We start from the raw sequence: 15706 nt of genomic DNA, 5'->3' as shown, positions 1-15706 counted from the left end.
ACAGCCGGCGCAGGCACGGCATGCCGGTGGGTGTCTACGCCGGCGGTTGTGTCAGGGCATCTGTGACCATGCGGCACAGCGTGTCCGCTGTCACGGTGGCGGCGTTGAAGGTCTCGGTCCAACCCCCGGCTGAGATCTGCTCGGCGGTGAGGTACGGACCGTGCCCCTGAGCGCGCAATCGCTTCAGGGCGATCTGTTCGATGCGGTAGGCGGCCGTGCCTGTGTCGAACGGCCAAGTCCGCACCACAGTCCATCCTGATCCCTCAAGGCGGGCGATGCGGTCTTCGTGTGCCTGGCGGCCGGTGATGCCGATCTTCACCGCGCCGAAGACCACGTGTGCCATGACATACAGCCATGTCGGCGCGGCAGGGTTCAGGCCGTACTTTGCGCAACGCGGGCAGCATCGTCCGCGGGTTCGTACATTGTTCAGATTCGGGGAGACGATGGTTCCGCAGCCGTCGCACAGCGACTTCCAGGGGGTACTGGCATTCCGGTAGGGCTCCAGGGGAGTGAAGCAGGCTGCCTTCATGTCCGCCAGCGCCTGCTCCGGGTCGCCAGGCCCGCGGTGGGTACAGAACCGGCACTGTCCGCCGCGGCCCGTGATGTTGTCGTAGCGAGGGGCGACCAGGTGGCCGGCAGCGGCGCACTTCGACAGCCACGGCTTCCCGGTGCCGGGGAACGGCACGAGGACGGCGAAGCCGTGGCCGAGCATCACGGTCTCAGCCGTCGTGGGGTCGACGGGCGCGTTGGGCGCACAGTACTTGCAGGCTCCCTGCCCGCTCATCACGTTGTTCCGGTTAGGGTAGATGATCTTCCCGCAGTGCTGGTTGAGACACCGGCACTTCCACGGCTCACGCGCCCTGCCGGGGTAGGGCTCCAGGGGCTCGGCACGACCCAGCCGTCTCATATCGGCTACCGCGACCTCGTTCGTCACCACTGCCACGGCTGTTCCCTTCGGTTCGGATACGGAAGGAAGCAGTCTTTCGCCCCCCACTGACAGAGCATCAGCTGTCAGCAGAGCGAGATGGATGCGTCCGAAGGGATCAGGCAGGCGAAGGCTGGGCCGCTGCTGCCCGATCTTCGCTACCGGTGTCAGAAGGACTGCAGTGGGAGTGGTTGTGCCAGGCCGTGTGCTTTGGTGGTGACAACCCGGCGGCTTCGGCTGGCCTCACTCAGCCTCGAACCGGTTCTGCTGGTGACAATCGTTGGGTTTCGGCACACCAGGATCGGTAACCGCCATCCAGATGGGCGGGGTGGCAGCGGGCTCGGACGATGAGGCCGTGCGGTTGCTGCCCTTGGGCTTCAGCGGTCCGTGTCTTCGGGCTGCTTCTCGGCTTGCGCCACAGCCGTCGGCTCCGCTGCCTCGGGGGCGGTGTAGTAGACCGAGGCGCCCTGCTTGTTCCGTTGAGCCTGGCTCTTGGCCACGAGCCCTTCGAGGGTCACCCGTACGACCTTGGTCTTGATATCGCGCTCGGGATGGGCCTGGCCGAGCGCGGTGGAAATTTCGGTAGCGGAGCGCGGTTCGTTCTGCTCGGCGAGGTGGCGGCGGATGAGTTCCACCAGGGTGGGCTGGGCTGTCTTCGCTGCAGCCGCCTTGGGCGCGGCCTTCGCCTTTCGCTTGCCGCGAGGGTCGGCGTCGGCGTCCTTTCGGGGGGAGAGCGCGGTGGCGCTCTCGGGGGTTGCTGCGGGCTCGGCCGGTGATTCCGTGATGCCGAGCGCCTGCTGCATGTTCACCAGCACAGTGTGGTCCTGTTGCAGGGCGGCCAACTGCTCCTGCAGGGTGGTGATTTCCGCGCCGATGCGTTCCTGCTCCTTGAGGTTGCGTTCGAGGTCGCCGGTCACCTGGGCGATGTACTGCGATGTCAGTTCCGTGGTGCTAGTCGTGCCTTCGGACATGTCGCTTGACCTTTCCTCGGTTATGCGGCCGTGGTGCAGCGTGTGCGGGGGTGGTCCCGGATTGGGGCAGCATCCCTCTTTGTCTGTGCTGGTGGCGCCGGTGGACGCCACCACTGCTGCAACGTGCCTTGGTTTAGAGATATTACGGACAGGCGGAGCTGGTTGTTCCTCTTGAGTGGCGTCCGCTGTTCGGCGCGGAGGCCAGGGCCATGCTGTCTGGTGCCTTTGGGGGCCTGCCTCAGGGCGGGTTCGTGCGCCGGGGCTGGGGCAGTTGCCAGACTGCCTCGTCGGTTTCCCGGTTGTGGTGCCAGGTTGTCAGGGTGCCTGTTGTCACCAGCCGGTCGAGAAGTTCTCCGGTCTGCTGCGGAGAGTGCCCGCACAGGCGGGCGAGAGTGTCCATGTCGGTGCTGTGTTCGGTGTCGACGGAGGTGTGCGCGGCCAGGGCCAGAGCGGCCAGCCGCAGGGCGGCCGGTGCCGCCGGCAGGGCCAGCGGGGCGGGATGCAGCGCCCAGTGGGCGGCGCGGCAGCGGGCGCGGCGACCGGGCGCCTGCTCCAGGACCGTGGCATCGAGCAGCCGCAGCTGTACGAGGGCCGACCTGGGACCCGAAGGCTCCAGCCAGCCGGCGTGGGCCAACTCCTGCCACAGGTCCCGGTGCCCGCGCAGGCGCATGCCGCGCAGCAGTCCCGCCGGCAGGCGTACATGGCCGCGGGTGTCGGCGCGCAGGGCGCACTGCAGGCCCAGCAGCCGGGCGGCGGGGGAGGTGAACCGGGGCAGCGCGGCGCCGAGGTAGGTGAGCATCTCCCGCACGCGTACCCGCTCGTCGGATTCCGGGCGGAGACCGACGCGGGCAGGGGACGGAGGTCCGGGGGAGGAGTGCGGCCGGGTGGAGCCGGGCAGGGTGTCCGGCACCACGGAGGTATGACTGGTCGCCCCCGCACAGGCCGTGCAGGCATCGGCCAGTCGCCAGGTGCGGCCGCCGCGGTCACGGGTGAGGGCAAGACGTACCGGCCCGGCACATCCGCGGTGACGCGGATGCCACGAACAGCCCTGCGCCCGGCACTGACAGCTGCGCAGATACACCGGCAGCGCGTCGGCGCGGGCGTGGCAGGCCAGATGCGCCAGGGCGGCGGACCGTGCGGAGGAGGACGTGAGGGGAGAGGTGTGGGCGGTGCAGGAGGGGCAGACAAGCGTGGGGCCGCCTGCCTGCGGACGCAGCTCCACGGTCCAGATGCGCCGCACTGCGGCATGCACGCGGGCAAGCCTCATCTGCTGGTCGTCCTCCCCTCTGTCCGTGCCGCGGTGGTCGGTGCCCGGCCGTTGGAGGCCGGAACGAACGCACGGTAGTGCAGATCTCTGCACTGTGAACGTCACTCCCGCCTCGCCAGATAGTGCAGAGGTCTGCACTGACAGGGCAGGGTCCTGCACCGTCGGATGGTGGAGTGACGATCTTGCCGCCCGACCCCGACCTCACCGCGCTGCGCGTAACGCTGGCGCGCCTGCGGGGCGAGCGTGGCTGGACCTTCGACGAACTCGCAGGCCGCAGCGGCCTGGCCCGGCGCACCCTCATCGACCTCGAACACGGTCGCACCACCGGCAGCGTCACCACCTGGCACGCCCTCGCCCACGCCTTCGACGTACCCATCGAGCACCTGCTGGCCCCCCTCTGTGACGACCACACCCCGCCCGGTGCGCAAGGCCCCTGATCTGCCGGCACGCCCTTCGCGAACCTCGCCGTAAATCACCCGAACCGGCGAGCAGGCATAGAACGCAAGACCGTTCGTTCGCATGTCCGTTCGCTCCGGCTGGGCCGGTCGGAGGACATACTGGCCGCTCCGGCACCTTTCGCCGCGTGTCGCCTGGCACGGTCCTCGTCATGTGCCCTACTCCCACCCCCGCCGGCCGCCACTGGGACGGCAGCTCCCGCACCGCCCGCCGCCCCCGACCTCTGCGGGTGGCCGGCACCAGTCCCAGCCGCCTGCTGCGCGCCGGCCAGAGCCACCTCTGCCGTCAGTGCGGCAACCGCATCGATCTCTACCAGCGCACCGACCAGCGGCCCATCGCCCTGCACCCCGGCGAACTGACCGCCGCCGACATCCCCGAATCCTGCCGCTGGCACCTGAGCGGCGGCATCGCCCACCCACACGGCGACGGCAGCGACTGGTGCCGCATCCCGCACGCCCTGCTCTGCCCCCGCCGCACCCCCACCTGCCACACGGCCCCGGGCCTCGAAGCGATCCGACGCCAACTCGCCGTCCGTACCCGCCGCATGATCGACACCGGCGTCTTCACCCCGGCCCCGGCCACCAGCACACAACCCGCCACCGTCACCGATGCCGACACCGGCGAGCCCGACCGCCCCGTCGTGCAGATCCTGCTCTGCCGCTACCTCGCCGAACGCCCCCTCAACGATCTGCGCTGCGTGGCCCAGACCCGCCACCGACACCGCTGCACCCACACGATCCCTGCCCCCACCGGCCCGACCGGGACCTGGAGACTGCTGCCGGCCACAGCGCAGCACGGCCAACTCGCCCTGCCCGACGGCCTGATGGCCGTCTACGACCTCGGCAAGCTCCCCTACAGCGAACAACTGCGCTGGCGCGCCCAACGCTGCCCCGCACACGTCGCATCCGGCGCCGCCGAACTCGCCCTGGCCGGATGGCAGCCCTTCGACCCCCTCCTGCACGCGGCACACATCCACACCCGACTGCCCCAACCCCCGGACCGCCGGCAGGGGAGGGGATGACGATGCCGCACCACGCCCTGGAAATCGTGCTCACCCGCCCCCTGGCCCAAGCCGAACTCCGCGACGCCACCCGCGTACTGCCGCTCGCCGCCAACCACGACACCACCCGCCTCATGGCCCTCGTCCACGCCAAGACCCCTCACCAGGCCGCCCGCAGGCTGCGCCACCGGCTCGGGGCACGGCTGCCCATCGACGTGATCACCACGCACTACCCCGACGCCGACCACAAGGTGCTTCTCAACGTCGCCCTCCCGACCGCCGCCCACGCAGCCCTCAAGGCCGCCGCTCGCCGCGCGCACCAGAGCCCCGAGTGCTTCGTGGAACTGGCCCTGCACCGGGCCCTGGCCCAGCACGCCGACCAGGAGACCGACCGCCTGGACCGGGAGGTGGGCGAACTCCTGGCCCACACCACCCCCGCCCACCTGCTCTCCGCAGTCGGGCACGCACTCACCCGGCTCCCCGAGAGGCCCACGCCATGAAACCGACCGACGAGCAGGCCGCAGCAGCCGACGCCTTCCAGGCCGGCGACCACCTCGCCCTGCAGGCCGGTGCCGGCACTGGCAAGACCACCACCCTCGCCCTCCTCGCCCACGCCACCCGGCGCCGCGGCCGCTATCTCGCCTTCAACCGGCCCGTCGCCCAGGCGGCAGGCGCCCGCTTCCCGAATACCGTCCAGTGCAGGACCGCGCATGCCCTGGCCTACGCGGCCGTCGGCCACCGCTACAGCCGCCGCCTGAACGCGCCGCGCCGTCCGGCCTGGCAGACCGGACAGGCCCTCGGTATCACCAAAGGCATCCGCATCGGCGACTGCGAGGTGACTCCAAAGGCCCTCTCCAACGCCACGCTGCGCACCGTCACCCGCTTCTGCCACACCGCGGACGAAGCCATCACCGGCCACCACGTGCCGCCACTACGCGGCCTGGAACACACCGACCTGCACGCCCAACTCGCCGCTCACATCGTGCCGTTCGCCCGCAAGGCCTGGGCTGACCTGCAACACCCGGACGACGGCGCGGTCCGTTTCGAGCACGACCACTACCTGAAGATCTGGGCCCTCACCCGGCCGCGCATCCAGGCCGACTTCCTGCTCCTGGACGAGGCCCAGGACACCAACCCCGTCGTCGAACAGGTCTTCCTCAGCCAGCGCGACCATGCCCAGCTCGTCATGGTCGGCGACTCCGCCCAGGCCATCTACCACTGGCGCGGCGCCAAAGACGTCATGACCGGCTTCGACGGCACCCAGCTGACCCTGTCCCAGTCCTTCCGCTTCGGCCCCCTCCTCGCCGCAGAAGCAAACCGGTGGCTGCACCTGGCCGACGCCCCCCTCCGCCTGACCGGCACCCCCGCCGTGCCCACCGAACTCGGCCCCCTCACCCGGCCCGACGCGGTGCTGTGCCGCACCAACGTCGGCGCCATGGCCCAGGTCATGGACCTGATGACCGCCGGATGCCGCGTTGCGCTGGTTGAGGTAGGAGACAGCCTGCGCGCCCTGGCCCTGGCCGCCCGTGACCTGAAAGACGGCCGCCGCACCACCCACCCCGAACTGATCCTGTTCCCCTCCTGGGGCGAACTGCAGGACTACGCCGCCCACGACCCGGCCGGCCGCGACCTGCAGCCCCTGGTCGACCTCGTCGACACCCACGGCACCGACGCCATCCTCGCCGCCGTCGCTCGGCTCGTGCCCGAGCAGCACGCCCAGGTGACCGTGTCGACCGCGCACAAAGCCAAAGGCCGCGAATGGCCCCGCGTGAAGATCGCTGATGATTTCACCCCGCCCAGGGACACCGATCAGCAAGATGCCGAAGGCCGGGCCGTACCTGGACCCATCGACGACGCAGACGCCCGTCTTGCCTACGTCGCTGTCACCCGCGCACGCTCCCGCCTCGACCTCGGAGGCCTGTCCTGGATTCACGACCATCCACACGGATCGCCATGACACCGTGCGCAGCTCTCCATGGATCACTCGCCATGGCCCGAAGCGGGTGTAACCGGTCCGCCTTCCGCAGAGCAGACCCGGCCTGGTCTGCCAGGCGGCTGCGGGCGGTCTGCGTTGAGCCGGGACACTGTCCTTCGGCCGGTCAGCAGCGGGGGTTGGTGATGCGGGCCCAGACGGTTTTTCCGTCGGGGTCGGTCTGCGCGTAGCCCCACTGACTGGTCAGAGCCTCTACAACAAGCAGGCCCCGGCCTGCTTCTGACAGATGCTCCGGATGACAGCGGGCAGGGGGAGCGGAACTGGGATCGGTCACGGCGCATACCAGCGCACCGCCGGTGCGGGCCACGCCCAGCCATGCCTTGCTGCGTGCGTCGCCGCATCCGGCCAGCGCGTGCAGCACTGCGTTGGTGGTGAGCTCGTTGACCACCGTCGTCATGTCGTCGGCGAGCATGCTGAGTCCCCAGGCGCTGATGGTCTCGCGCACGAAGCGGCGGACGTTTTTCAGACTGGTGGGCTCGCAGGTGAAAGCCCGGGCAGCGAAGTCGGCTGTACTGATTCCCAGCGCAAGTCCCCAGTCCGGTGCGGTGGGCGGGACCAGTGGGATGTTCTCCAGCAGGCGACGGTTCGAAGATAGGAGTGGAATTTCGGTTCCTGCGGCCTGGCCGAGTGCCTCTACCGCGTGTACTGCCACTGTTCATCCCCCCGAAGACGTCCAGTTTTGCGGGCCGCGCAACTTGCCCTGACTGGTTAGTATCCGCCTCTCCCTGCCCTGGGTGCAATTGCATCAGTGACTTGCATCCGAACGAGAGGGGGAGAGAACGCTTGTACTCAGCAAGGAGAACGGCACGGACCAGAGTTGAGAGAAATTCGGACAGGGTCGAAGGAAGGCGGACATGGTGCAGATCACCAACGGTGTCCCGGCGGATTCCCTGAGCGATGTGACGTGGCTGAAAAGCCGTCACAGCACGGCTGACGGAAACTGTGTCGAACTGGCCTTACTGGGCGGAGGTTCTGTGGCGGTACGCAACTCCCGTGATCCGCACGGTCCCGCGCTGGTGTACACGCGGGCGGAGATCGCGGCCTTCATCGCGGGGGCGAAGGACGGCGAGTTCGACCTAATCGCCAGCTAACGCCAGGCAGAAAAAGCCCAATTGGGCCCTTGCCGGACGGCATCCTGCGAAACTGACGCTCGTCGTCTGCCCTTCACAGGAGACTCCATGCCCGCGCCCGCCCCTCCGGTTGATGCCCTCACGCTCGAGTACTACCTCGCCGCCTCCGCGCGCAGCCCGATCGCGCTGCGCCTGGTGCTGGGGCACCTTCTGCGCACACTGCGCAAGGCAGCCGGCATCGAAGCGGAGGCGGCGGGCCGGTCCATCCGCGGCTCGGAAGCCAAGATCTCCCGGATGGAGCGTGCCCTGGTCACCTGCAAGCACGACGACGTGAAGGACCTGCTCACCCTCTACGGCGTCACCGACCTCCACGCCCATGCCCACTTCGCGGAGATGGTGCGCATCTCCCGGCAGCCCGGCTGGTGGCATCGCTTCGACGGGGTCCTGCCCGACTGGTGCGGCAAACTGATCGGCCTGCAGGAGGCCGCCTCCACCATCCGCACCTACGAAGTCCAGCTGGTGCCCGGGCTGCTGCAGACCGCCGCCTACACTGAGGCACTCGTGCGCCAGGCTTACCCCCAGGCACCGCAGCAAGAGGTCGACGACCGGGTGGAGCTGCGGATGACTCGCCAGAACGTCCTTACCCGCCAGGATCCGCCCCGTCTGTGGGCCGTTCTCGACGAGGCCGTCCTGCACCGGCCCATGGGCGGCGAGCAGGTCATGCGCGAACAACTGCGGCATCTGACGAAGATGGCGCAGCTCGCCCACATCACGATCCAGATCGCACCGTTCAACCGGCCCGGCTGCATCGCTGCCGGCTTCCCGATCACGCACCTGCGCTTCGACCTTCCCCCTCTGCCCGACATCGTCTACCTCGAGCAGCTGCGGGACGCCGAGTACATGGACAAGCCCGAGGAGACCCAGCACTACCGCGGTGTCCTGGACGGCCTGGCCCAGGCCGCGCTCTCCCCGCACGACAGCCTCGACCTGCTCGAGTACACCCTCAGCTGAACTCCAGGCGGCCCGCACACCGCACGTCAGGGCACCAGGCCCACACCGCCGTGCTCGGCCCACGCCCGACCGCCGGCATCCGCCAGGCGGTCACTGCCCGGCCGCCACCGGCCGATATCGACCAGCCCCGGCGTGAGCAGCCGCAGCGCGGCGAAGAACGGCTCGACCTCCGCGCGCGGACGCACTCGCCCCCACCGTCCCCCGGCAGCCTCCCGCAGCACCGCACCGGCCTGCTGCCGCACGCCGGCGTCCTCACTGACCAGGTGACTGGCCGCGACAAGGCTTCCCGGCGCGAGCAGGCGGGCCGTCTGCTCCAGCACCGTGGCAGGGGCGGCGGATTCGGGGATCGTGTGCAGCACGGACACGAACAGCACCGCCACCGGCAGGGTGATGTCGATCAGCCGGCACACCGCCGGGTCGGACAACAGCTGCGCCGTCTGCAGCGGGCCGGCCCGCACCACCAGGGTGCGCCGCCGCTCCTCCCACAGCGCCCGGGTGTGGGCGAGCACCAGGGGATCCTCAGCGGCATAGACGACCCGCGCCCGCGCATCGATGCTCTGGGCGACCTGATGCACAGCCACCGGGGTGGGAAACCCGGCACCGAAGACCACGAACTGGCGCACCTTGTACTCCCGCGCCAGGTGACTGGTCACCCGCAGCAGGAACCGGTGCGCGGAATCGGCAACATGCCGCGCGGCGGGCACCAGTTGCAGCAGCCGCTCACACGCCTCCCGGTCGGCGGAATAGTAATCCTTGCCGCCCAGCAGGCAGTTCGTCATCCGGGCAAGATTCGGCGACGCGACGTCGAGGACGTCCAACCGCGGCACCCGCCCGCGTTCCAATGCGGCACCCCACCCCGTCTTGGCACCCGCAGCATGCTGCATGCTGCGGACACTCCATGGTAGGAAAGCCGCACCCGGCCGGGATAGTTCTTCGTAGAATCATTCGCCGCGGCCCGAAGTGCGCTACAGCAAGTCTCTGATGCTCGCTGTCACCGGCGTGCGCGGCCCTCTACGGCTGTGCTCCTGCGGGCGCCGCTGTCCACCGGCCCGGCAGCGCCCGCTGCGCCATCCGCAGCTGGGATGCGACCGCCGGAGCCTCGACCCCCATCAGCTCGGCCGCCTCCTTCTCGCTCAAGTCCAGCCGGCAGCGCAGGATCACCGCATCCGCTTGCGCCCGCGGCAGCAGTTGGTGCACCGCATCCGCCGGCTGCGCGGCCCCGGCCTGGCGGCCGCCCAGCGCAGAAGTGATCAGCGCGTCCAGCAGCCGCCACGCCACCGCCGCCGGACGGGGACTGCTGATGACCGTCGGCCAGATCGTGGCGAGATTGCCCAGGACGGCCTCCACGACCTGCCGGCTCATCCACGCGTCCTGCACCCGCTCCCGCGTGTAGTGCAGATAGCGGTCCTGGTGCAGGAGACAGAACGCCGTGTACTCCAGCGGCAGGACCAGCTCGATCGTCGGCTGCGGGGCATCGCCGGGGGACCACTGCGGACGGGACGCCCGCACCGGCACCTCGCCGCGGCGGCGCAAGGAAACGAACATGGCACCTCTCTCCGGGGGCACGGGAAGCATCAGGGGGACTCGGAACGTGCGGCGGGCAGCTGTGCGGGACTCTCCGGAGGGTCGAGACAGAGCAGGAACGTGTAATGGACGGCTTCCCACAGCGGCCGCACGTCCGCCGGCCAGCCGCCCAGCGCGGTCACCAGCGCCGCCGTCTGTTCCCAGCCCGCTATCATCTCGCCGCCCAGGATCTCGCTGACTGCCTGCGTGCTCAGCGCCCCGCGCGTGGCCTTGCGTACCACCCCGAACGGGGGGCGCCCCGCGGCCAGATGCAGTCCCCGCAGCGCCGCCTGCAGACGGGCCACCGCATCGGGAATCGCATACCGCCCTGGCGGCACCATCCCGTGCGCGCTCTCGAACAGCACACTCAGCTCGGCAGGATCGCCGCCGAACAGTTCGACCAGGGTGCACACCACCGGCCAGGTCGGCGTGCGATCACCCGAGAGAATCCGCGAGATGTACGACGGGGATAACGACGTCTGCTCGGCCACCTCCCTGAACGTCAGCCCGCTGGCCCGTTGCAGATAGGACAGCGCCGAGGCCAGCTTCACCGATGCCCGTTCGGCCGCCTGCGACAGCAACTTGCCCTCCGCGTCACCCAGCCCCGACACGACGGGCACGGAAGGCTGCCGCACCGCGGCCCGCTCCCCGGCCCGCCGTTTCAGCCGCTCCTTGACCCGGCTCTCCGGCCACCGGGTGCGCGCCGTCGTCGCGCTCACCCGGGCGGCATCGGCCACCTGCTCCCAGTTCGCACCCAGATTGCGGGCATCCTGGACCGCCGCAGCCCGGTAGTAGTCCACCTCACGGGCCACCTCGTCCGCGCAGCGCAGCAGTTCCGTCAAAGACCGTGCGTCGTACTCGGCCTCCAGCAGTGCCGCGGACAGCGCCTGCAGATCCTCCGCGATGCGCCGGCCCAGCGGGAGCGCACTGTGTTCCTGCCGCTCCAGGTGGCCGTCCCGCTCACGCTGCGCCTTGCGCCGGCAGTCGATGCTGCAGTACTCCTTCTTCCGGCCGGGGCCGTTCCTCCGGATAAACCGCTCCTGGCAGTAGCGGCAACTGTCATAGCGGGGGCTGGTACCCGCCATCGTTCCTCCCACGTGCATGTGGCCGTTTCTCTCCCAGGTGCGTCACTTCTTACGCACCTGGAAGAGGAACTCGGCATTCCCAAAGCCGCAGTGCTGGCTGTCGCCTTGACGGGTGGCGGCGCGCCCAGAAGCTCGCCGCCACCCTCAAGGCTGCTCAGCTCAGCCGAAAACGCTGGTAGGAGCAGCGCGACTGACGCATCGTCGCCAACAGACCTGCTACCACGGCTGTGGTAGCAGGTGCTGTCCACCATCCGAGGATCAGAATCAGAGGCAGCACTACAACGGCCAGGAACACACTCGCCTGCACCGTGACAGTCCAGGCACTCGCGATACGCGTTTCATGCCGGGGAAGACGCGGAATGCTAGCGTCGTCGCGAGTTGCCGCCCGGATGAGAGCGGCGACGGAAAACGGGTCAAGCACGGGGCACTTACCTGCCTTTCTTGGTCTCGTCGATGAGGGACCCCGGAGTTGGTAGCGAGCCTGCCCGGGGTTTCCTCGCGTCAACGGACGGTAGTACCTCCGTCACACCCGGCGCTATATAAACGGTTCATCGCGCAAAGTTCGAACGCCGCGACGGTGACTAATTACCGGACACGGGCGAGGCGAACACACGAGTGCTTTCAGGTCTGCCCGAATCGGACCGAAGGTGACCGCGACTGACCAGTCGAGCGATCTTCCTGCTAAATGCAGCACGGCACTGGGATTCCGCCCTATTAAGCCTCCCCTTACGCGCCCCGCGCACACCCCCTGCGGGGCGGGAGGGGATCAGCCTGCCGCACCAGCCCTCCATCGCCATTCTGTTTGCGCAAATTCGAAGGCTGCCCTCCGGAAAGGGCTGCCCGACTTCAACCACGATGCCTCCCACCCGCCACGCGGGGGGAGAGAAGCGTGTGCTCCTGGGCGTACGGGTACCGGGGTGACTTTCGGCCCAAGCGGGTGAACGGCCAACAGATCGCCGGGCAAAGGCCGGAGCGGTCCGCTACGAAGATCACAACCCGTTCGCGATCTTCGAGCGGAAGCCCTCGTGCGCTTCACCCGCGCCGTGTGTACTGCGGGCCGCCACGCTCCTCACACTGGCGGCCCTTTCCTCCGGGACGGCCCACGCCGTTCCTTCGGCGCCCCCAACACCTGTGTTCCTCACGCGATTTGCCCCCCGGTGAGACCGTCACCCTGCCGGTCCGCGACGCCCTGGCGGCGTTGGCCGTGCGGGACGAGAGCCGCACCGGCTACACCCGCGACAAGTTCAAGCACTGGTCCGACGCCGACAAGAACGGCTGCAACACCCGCGCCGAAGTCCTCCTCCAAGAGGCGCTCCCTGCCACGGGTCAAACTGGCTGGGGTCGAACGGTCGGGGTCGAAGCTGCGGGCACTTCCAAGGGTTTCTTGGTCCGGCCGACCGATCAACCACGTGCACCGCGTAGTCGTGCGGCTTGGGCTACTACGTGCCCAGGTCCAGCGCACGTACGAGATCGATGCCCTGGGCGAGATTGGCCAGGCGCGCTTCGAGTGTGTCGCCCGCCGGGTACAGGCGGACGGTGTCGACCCCCGCGTCCCGCCACACGCCGAGCCGTTCCCGGACCATCTCCTCGGTGCCGATGAGCGTGGTCGCCAGCACCATTTCGTCCGTCACCAGGGCGGCGGCTCCGTCACGGTCGCCTGCCTGCCAGCGCTCCCGCACCTGGGCGGCGACCTCGGCCCACCCCTGGCGGCTGTAGGCGTTGTTGTAGAAGTTGGTGGAGCCCGAGCCCATGCCGCCCAGCGAGAAGGCGAGTTCCTTCTTGCGGCTGCCGACGATCCCGCCCAGCAGGGCCGGATCGGAGACGATGTTGATCTCGGCTCCCTGGCAGACGTCGAGTCCGGCCCGGGTGCGGCCGGCGCGGGCAAGCCCGGCGTCCAGATGCGTGAAGTAGGCGTCGGCGCCCTCCGGGACGAAGCTGGTGCCGAGCCATCCGTCGGCGATCTCCCCGGTCAGTTCCAGCATCTTCGGCGAGAGGGCCGCGAGATAGATCGGTACCGGGACGGCGTCCAGGCTCAGCCGCATGGGCCGTCCTTCCCCGCTGGGGAGGGGGATAGTGAACTGCCGTCCTTGATAGGAGATCTTCTCGCCGGTGAAGGAGCTGCGGATGATCTCGACGGTCTCCCGCATCCGGGCCAGCGGGCGCGCGAAGGGGATCCCGTGCAGGCCCTCGACGACCTGGGGACCGGACGCCCCGAGGCCCAGGAGAAAGCGCCCATCGGAGAGGTGGGCGAGGGTCATCGCAGTCTGCGCGAGGGTGACGGGCGAGCGGGTGCCGAGTTGGATCACACCGGAGCCCAGCAGCATCCGCTCGGTACGGGCGGCCAGGAAGCCGAGCGGTGAGGGCGCGTCACTGCCCCACGCCTCGGCCACCCAGCAGATGTCCAGACCCAGCTTCTCCGCCTCCAGGACGAAGTCGACGGTCTCCCGCCAGTCGCCCCCCGACGCCTCGATGGTGGTGGCGGTGCGCATCACAGCTGCCCTTCGGCGAGCCCCTTGATGGCGGCGAGATTGGCCTTGATACCGGTCTCGAACTCGCGCAGCCGGACGAAGACGATCTTCTGCTCCTTGTCGGGCATGGCGTCGATGGCGAAGCACAGCCCCGAGCGCCCCGGACCCATCTGCGCCGACTGCTCCAGCACGGTGCCATCGCCCTGGGGGAGCAGGGTGAACCGCCACACGCTGCTCGGGTACTCCGGGTCGCCCACCGCCCAGGCGAAGCGCTCCGGAGCCTCGTACTCGACGAGAGTGCTGACGGTCTCCCAATTCCCCAGCGCGGGATGCGCGCTGCGCCCGACGAAGCGCTGCCCCGGACGCGTGCCGTCGGCGCCGTCGAGCCACTCGACCTGCTGCACTTCGGCGCTCAGGCGCGGCATGAGGCGGATGTCGCTGACGTACGCCCAGACCACCTCGCGCGGAGCGCCGATGTAGGTGTCCGCGGCCACCGTGGGGGAGTCCGCATACACCTGCCCTGTCCACTTCATCGACCCCACTCCTTCCTCGCTGAAGTGCATAGTTTCGTAGATGGACTCACTCGCGCAAGGCTGATTGCAGGCCGCTGCCTGCTAAGTCTTCTTGCGGGACTCGTATCATCGGTTGGATGAGGCGTACGTCATTCGCGAACTGGCCGTGCTCGGTTGCCAGGACGGTGGATCTGCTCGGTGACTGGTGGACCCCCCTGGTGCTCCGGGACGCGTTCTACGGGATCCGCCGCTTCGACGACTTCCAGCAGGAGCTCGGCATCGCCCGCACCACCCTCGCCGAGCGCCTGCGCAGACTGGTGGACGCAGGCCTGCTGGAGAAGCAGGTCTACGAGACCCAGCCGGTCAGGCACGAATACCTGCTCACCGAGGCCGGCCGCGACTTCTACGGCGTGATCCTGGCGATGACGGCCTGGGGGGACAAATGGCTCGCCGACGACGCGGGCGTGCCCGTCACCACCCACCACGACACCTGCGGGCACGACACCCACGCGGAAGTGGTGTGCGCGCGCTGCAAGGAGCCGCTCGCCTGGGAAGACGTCACGCCCCAGCCCGGCCCCGGCTATCCGCCCAAACTGCTCAGCCGTCCGGCCGTCCGACGCCGCTTCCGGCTCGACGGTCCGGGAGAGCAGGCACCGGCCGCACGATGACGCCGCCGCGGCGGTGCCGCGCTGTCAGTCCGCAGGCGACCGCGGCGCCGAGCCGGGACAACTCCGCCCTGGGAGGCACCCACCGCTTCCGTCACCCCAGTCCGTCGGCCCCGACACGTTGCGCAGCCTCGTGGAGAAGGGCGTCGGAGACGGGCTGCGGCCGGCTGTCGGGGGCGAGGATCGCAGTGGCCTCCTTGTACCAGGACGCTATGACGGCGGTGCCCCAGAAGTCGCGGCGGCGGTCGTCGCGGACGTTCCAGCGGTACGTCTCGTGGTCCTGGCCGCCGGTGGAGTGATCGGCTTGTGCGTAGGGCGTGTTGGAGCCGGGATCTGAGACGTCGAAGGCGCGCCCGTCGGCGGCCGGGACGGACTCGCTGCCGATCCCCGGCGCGGCGCCTGCCGCGCCACCAGTACCCCGGGATGGCGTGGGTGGACTTGCGCCGGGGCCGGTTGTGTTCGGCGCGGGTCGTCTGCCTGGCTGTGACGTTGTTCAACTCTTTCAGTGAGGCGGTTCTCGGGCTGTCCGGTAGGGGCGGTGCTGTCGAGATCGGCTCCGAGTCATTCCGTTTGGCTCGCACCAAGGCACGGAGGAGCGGCGAGACAGCTGAAGAAATCGTCCTCATCAGCAACGTCAACAAGCACCTCGACAACCTCGACGGCATCTGAGGAGATCTGCTGAGCTCCGAGGCCCCGCCCTGATGGGCGGGGCCTTACCCG

At 69.3% G+C, this 15706-nt stretch carries 17 protein-coding genes; 8 read left to right on the top strand and 9 right to left on the bottom strand.

What is annotated here, in order from left to right; all coding sequences use genetic code 11:
• Positions 1-34 precede the first annotated feature (34 nt).
• From OG223_RS00660 to OG223_RS00650, 3 genes are all read right to left on the bottom strand, one after another.
• On the bottom strand, positions 35-943 hold the full coding sequence (locus tag OG223_RS00660) for a hypothetical protein (protein WP_329240793.1): 909 nt from the start codon (positions 941-943) through the stop codon (positions 35-37).
• 359 nt (positions 944-1302) lie between these two features.
• Positions 1303-1896 (bottom strand): hypothetical protein, encoded by a 594-nt coding sequence (locus tag OG223_RS00655; RefSeq protein ID WP_329240791.1) that lies wholly within the window; start codon positions 1894-1896, stop codon positions 1303-1305.
• A gap of 238 nt (positions 1897-2134) precedes the next feature.
• Complete coding sequence (locus OG223_RS00650) at positions 2135-3148, bottom strand: hypothetical protein (protein ID WP_329240788.1); 1014 nt, start codon at positions 3146-3148, stop codon at positions 2135-2137.
• 188 nt (positions 3149-3336) lie between these two features.
• Here OG223_RS00650 and OG223_RS00645 point away from each other — a divergent pair, with 188 nt between their 5' ends.
• From OG223_RS00645 to OG223_RS00630, 4 genes are all read left to right on the top strand, one after another.
• The gene (locus tag OG223_RS00645; protein WP_329240785.1) at positions 3337-3600 is read left to right on the top strand and encodes a helix-turn-helix transcriptional regulator; all 264 of its coding nucleotides are present in this window, start codon (positions 3337-3339) and stop codon (positions 3598-3600) included.
• Between the two features lie 170 nt (positions 3601-3770).
• Positions 3771-4640, top strand: a complete 870-nt coding sequence (locus OG223_RS00640; RefSeq protein WP_329240782.1) for a DUF6083 domain-containing protein — start codon at positions 3771-3773, stop codon at positions 4638-4640.
• Positions 4637-5119 (top strand): hypothetical protein, encoded by a 483-nt coding sequence (locus OG223_RS00635; protein WP_329240779.1) that lies wholly within the window; start codon positions 4637-4639, stop codon positions 5117-5119. Before OG223_RS00640 ends, OG223_RS00635 begins: the two co-directional genes overlap by 4 nt.
• The gene (locus tag OG223_RS00630) at positions 5116-6576 is read left to right on the top strand and encodes a UvrD-helicase domain-containing protein (protein ID WP_329240776.1); all 1461 of its coding nucleotides are present in this window, start codon (positions 5116-5118) and stop codon (positions 6574-6576) included. The genes OG223_RS00635 and OG223_RS00630 overlap by 4 nt, the downstream gene beginning before the upstream one ends.
• Before the next feature lie 142 nt (positions 6577-6718).
• On the opposite strand, the gene OG223_RS00625 is transcribed toward OG223_RS00630, so the two are convergent.
• Positions 6719-7264 carry an ATP-binding protein gene (locus OG223_RS00625; protein WP_329240773.1) on the bottom strand — a complete coding sequence of 182 codons (546 nt, stop codon included), beginning with the start codon at positions 7262-7264 and terminating at the stop codon, positions 6719-6721.
• Positions 7265-7466: 202 nt separating this feature from the next.
• Here OG223_RS00625 and OG223_RS00620 point away from each other — a divergent pair, with 202 nt between their 5' ends.
• Both OG223_RS00620 and OG223_RS00615 read left to right on the top strand, forming a co-directional pair.
• A complete protein-coding gene (locus OG223_RS00620; RefSeq protein ID WP_329240770.1) occupies positions 7467-7703 on the top strand; it encodes a DUF397 domain-containing protein in 237 nt (78 codons plus the stop codon).
• An 87-nt stretch (positions 7704-7790) separates the two neighbouring features.
• The gene (locus OG223_RS00615; RefSeq protein WP_329240767.1) at positions 7791-8693 is read left to right on the top strand and encodes a DUF5753 domain-containing protein; all 903 of its coding nucleotides are present in this window, start codon (positions 7791-7793) and stop codon (positions 8691-8693) included.
• A 26-nt stretch (positions 8694-8719) separates the two neighbouring features.
• Here the strand turns inward: OG223_RS00615 and OG223_RS00610 are convergent, their stop codons facing one another.
• The 5 genes from OG223_RS00610 to OG223_RS00585 form a co-directional block, all read right to left on the bottom strand.
• Entirely contained in the window at positions 8720-9511 is a 792-nt protein-coding gene (locus OG223_RS00610; protein WP_329240765.1) for an SAM-dependent methyltransferase, read from the bottom strand.
• A gap of 193 nt (positions 9512-9704) precedes the next feature.
• The gene (locus tag OG223_RS00605) at positions 9705-10238 is read right to left on the bottom strand and encodes a sigma-70 region 4 domain-containing protein (RefSeq protein ID WP_329240762.1); all 534 of its coding nucleotides are present in this window, start codon (positions 10236-10238) and stop codon (positions 9705-9707) included.
• 29 nt (positions 10239-10267) lie between these two features.
• On the bottom strand, positions 10268-11341 hold the full coding sequence (locus tag OG223_RS00600) for a helix-turn-helix domain-containing protein (protein WP_329240759.1): 1074 nt from the start codon (positions 11339-11341) through the stop codon (positions 10268-10270).
• Positions 11342-12780: 1439 nt separating this feature from the next.
• Positions 12781-13830: an LLM class flavin-dependent oxidoreductase gene (locus tag OG223_RS00590; RefSeq protein ID WP_329240757.1), complete on the bottom strand. Its 1050-nt coding sequence runs from the start codon at positions 13828-13830 to the stop codon at positions 12781-12783.
• Positions 13830-14342, bottom strand: coding sequence for an SRPBCC family protein (locus tag OG223_RS00585; protein WP_329240754.1), 513 nt, complete (start codon positions 14340-14342; stop codon positions 13830-13832). The genes OG223_RS00590 and OG223_RS00585 overlap by 1 nt, the downstream gene beginning before the upstream one ends.
• Before the next feature lie 116 nt (positions 14343-14458).
• Between OG223_RS00585 and OG223_RS00580 the strand changes: the two genes are divergently transcribed.
• A complete protein-coding gene (locus OG223_RS00580) occupies positions 14459-14989 on the top strand; it encodes a winged helix-turn-helix transcriptional regulator (protein ID WP_329240751.1) in 531 nt (176 codons plus the stop codon).
• Positions 14990-15409: 420 nt separating this feature from the next.
• The gene (locus OG223_RS00575) at positions 15410-15655 is read left to right on the top strand and encodes a hypothetical protein (protein ID WP_329240749.1); all 246 of its coding nucleotides are present in this window, start codon (positions 15410-15412) and stop codon (positions 15653-15655) included.
• Positions 15656-15706: the final 51 nt, after the last annotated feature.

Origin of the sequence: Streptomyces sp. NBC_01478 (assembly GCF_036227225.1) — a bacterium.
GTDB lineage: Bacteria > Actinomycetota > Actinomycetes > Streptomycetales > Streptomycetaceae > Streptomyces.
The sequence above is the reverse complement of the archived record's forward strand: the minus strand, read 5'-3'. Positions and strand labels throughout refer to the sequence as shown.

Excerpts from the sequence above, each read along its gene's own strand:
- OG223_RS00640 (WP_329240782.1), top strand. The coding sequence starts at position 3,771 with ATGTGCCCTACTCCCACCCCCGCCGGCCGCCACTGGGACGGCAGCTCC.
- OG223_RS00635 (WP_329240779.1), top strand. The coding sequence starts at position 4,637 with ATGACGATGCCGCACCACGCCCTGGAAATCGTGCTCACCCGCCCCCTG.
- OG223_RS00585 (WP_329240754.1), bottom strand. The coding sequence starts at position 14,342 with ATGAAGTGGACAGGGCAGGTGTATGCGGACTCCCCCACGGTGGCCGCG.
- OG223_RS00575 (WP_329240749.1), top strand. The coding sequence starts at position 15,410 with ATGGCGTGGGTGGACTTGCGCCGGGGCCGGTTGTGTTCGGCGCGGGTC.
- OG223_RS00600 (WP_329240759.1), bottom strand. The coding sequence starts at position 11,341 with ATGGCGGGTACCAGCCCCCGCTATGACAGTTGCCGCTACTGCCAGGAG.
- OG223_RS00655 (WP_329240791.1), bottom strand. The coding sequence starts at position 1,896 with ATGTCCGAAGGCACGACTAGCACCACGGAACTGACATCGCAGTACATC.
- OG223_RS00580 (WP_329240751.1), top strand. The coding sequence starts at position 14,459 with ATGAGGCGTACGTCATTCGCGAACTGGCCGTGCTCGGTTGCCAGGACG.
- OG223_RS00590 (WP_329240757.1), bottom strand. The coding sequence starts at position 13,830 with ATGCGCACCGCCACCACCATCGAGGCGTCGGGGGGCGACTGGCGGGAG.
- OG223_RS00605 (WP_329240762.1), bottom strand. The coding sequence starts at position 10,238 with ATGTTCGTTTCCTTGCGCCGCCGCGGCGAGGTGCCGGTGCGGGCGTCC.
- OG223_RS00630 (WP_329240776.1), top strand. The coding sequence starts at position 5,116 with ATGAAACCGACCGACGAGCAGGCCGCAGCAGCCGACGCCTTCCAGGCC.
- OG223_RS00620 (WP_329240770.1), top strand. The coding sequence starts at position 7,467 with ATGGTGCAGATCACCAACGGTGTCCCGGCGGATTCCCTGAGCGATGTG.
- OG223_RS00615 (WP_329240767.1), top strand. The coding sequence starts at position 7,791 with ATGCCCGCGCCCGCCCCTCCGGTTGATGCCCTCACGCTCGAGTACTAC.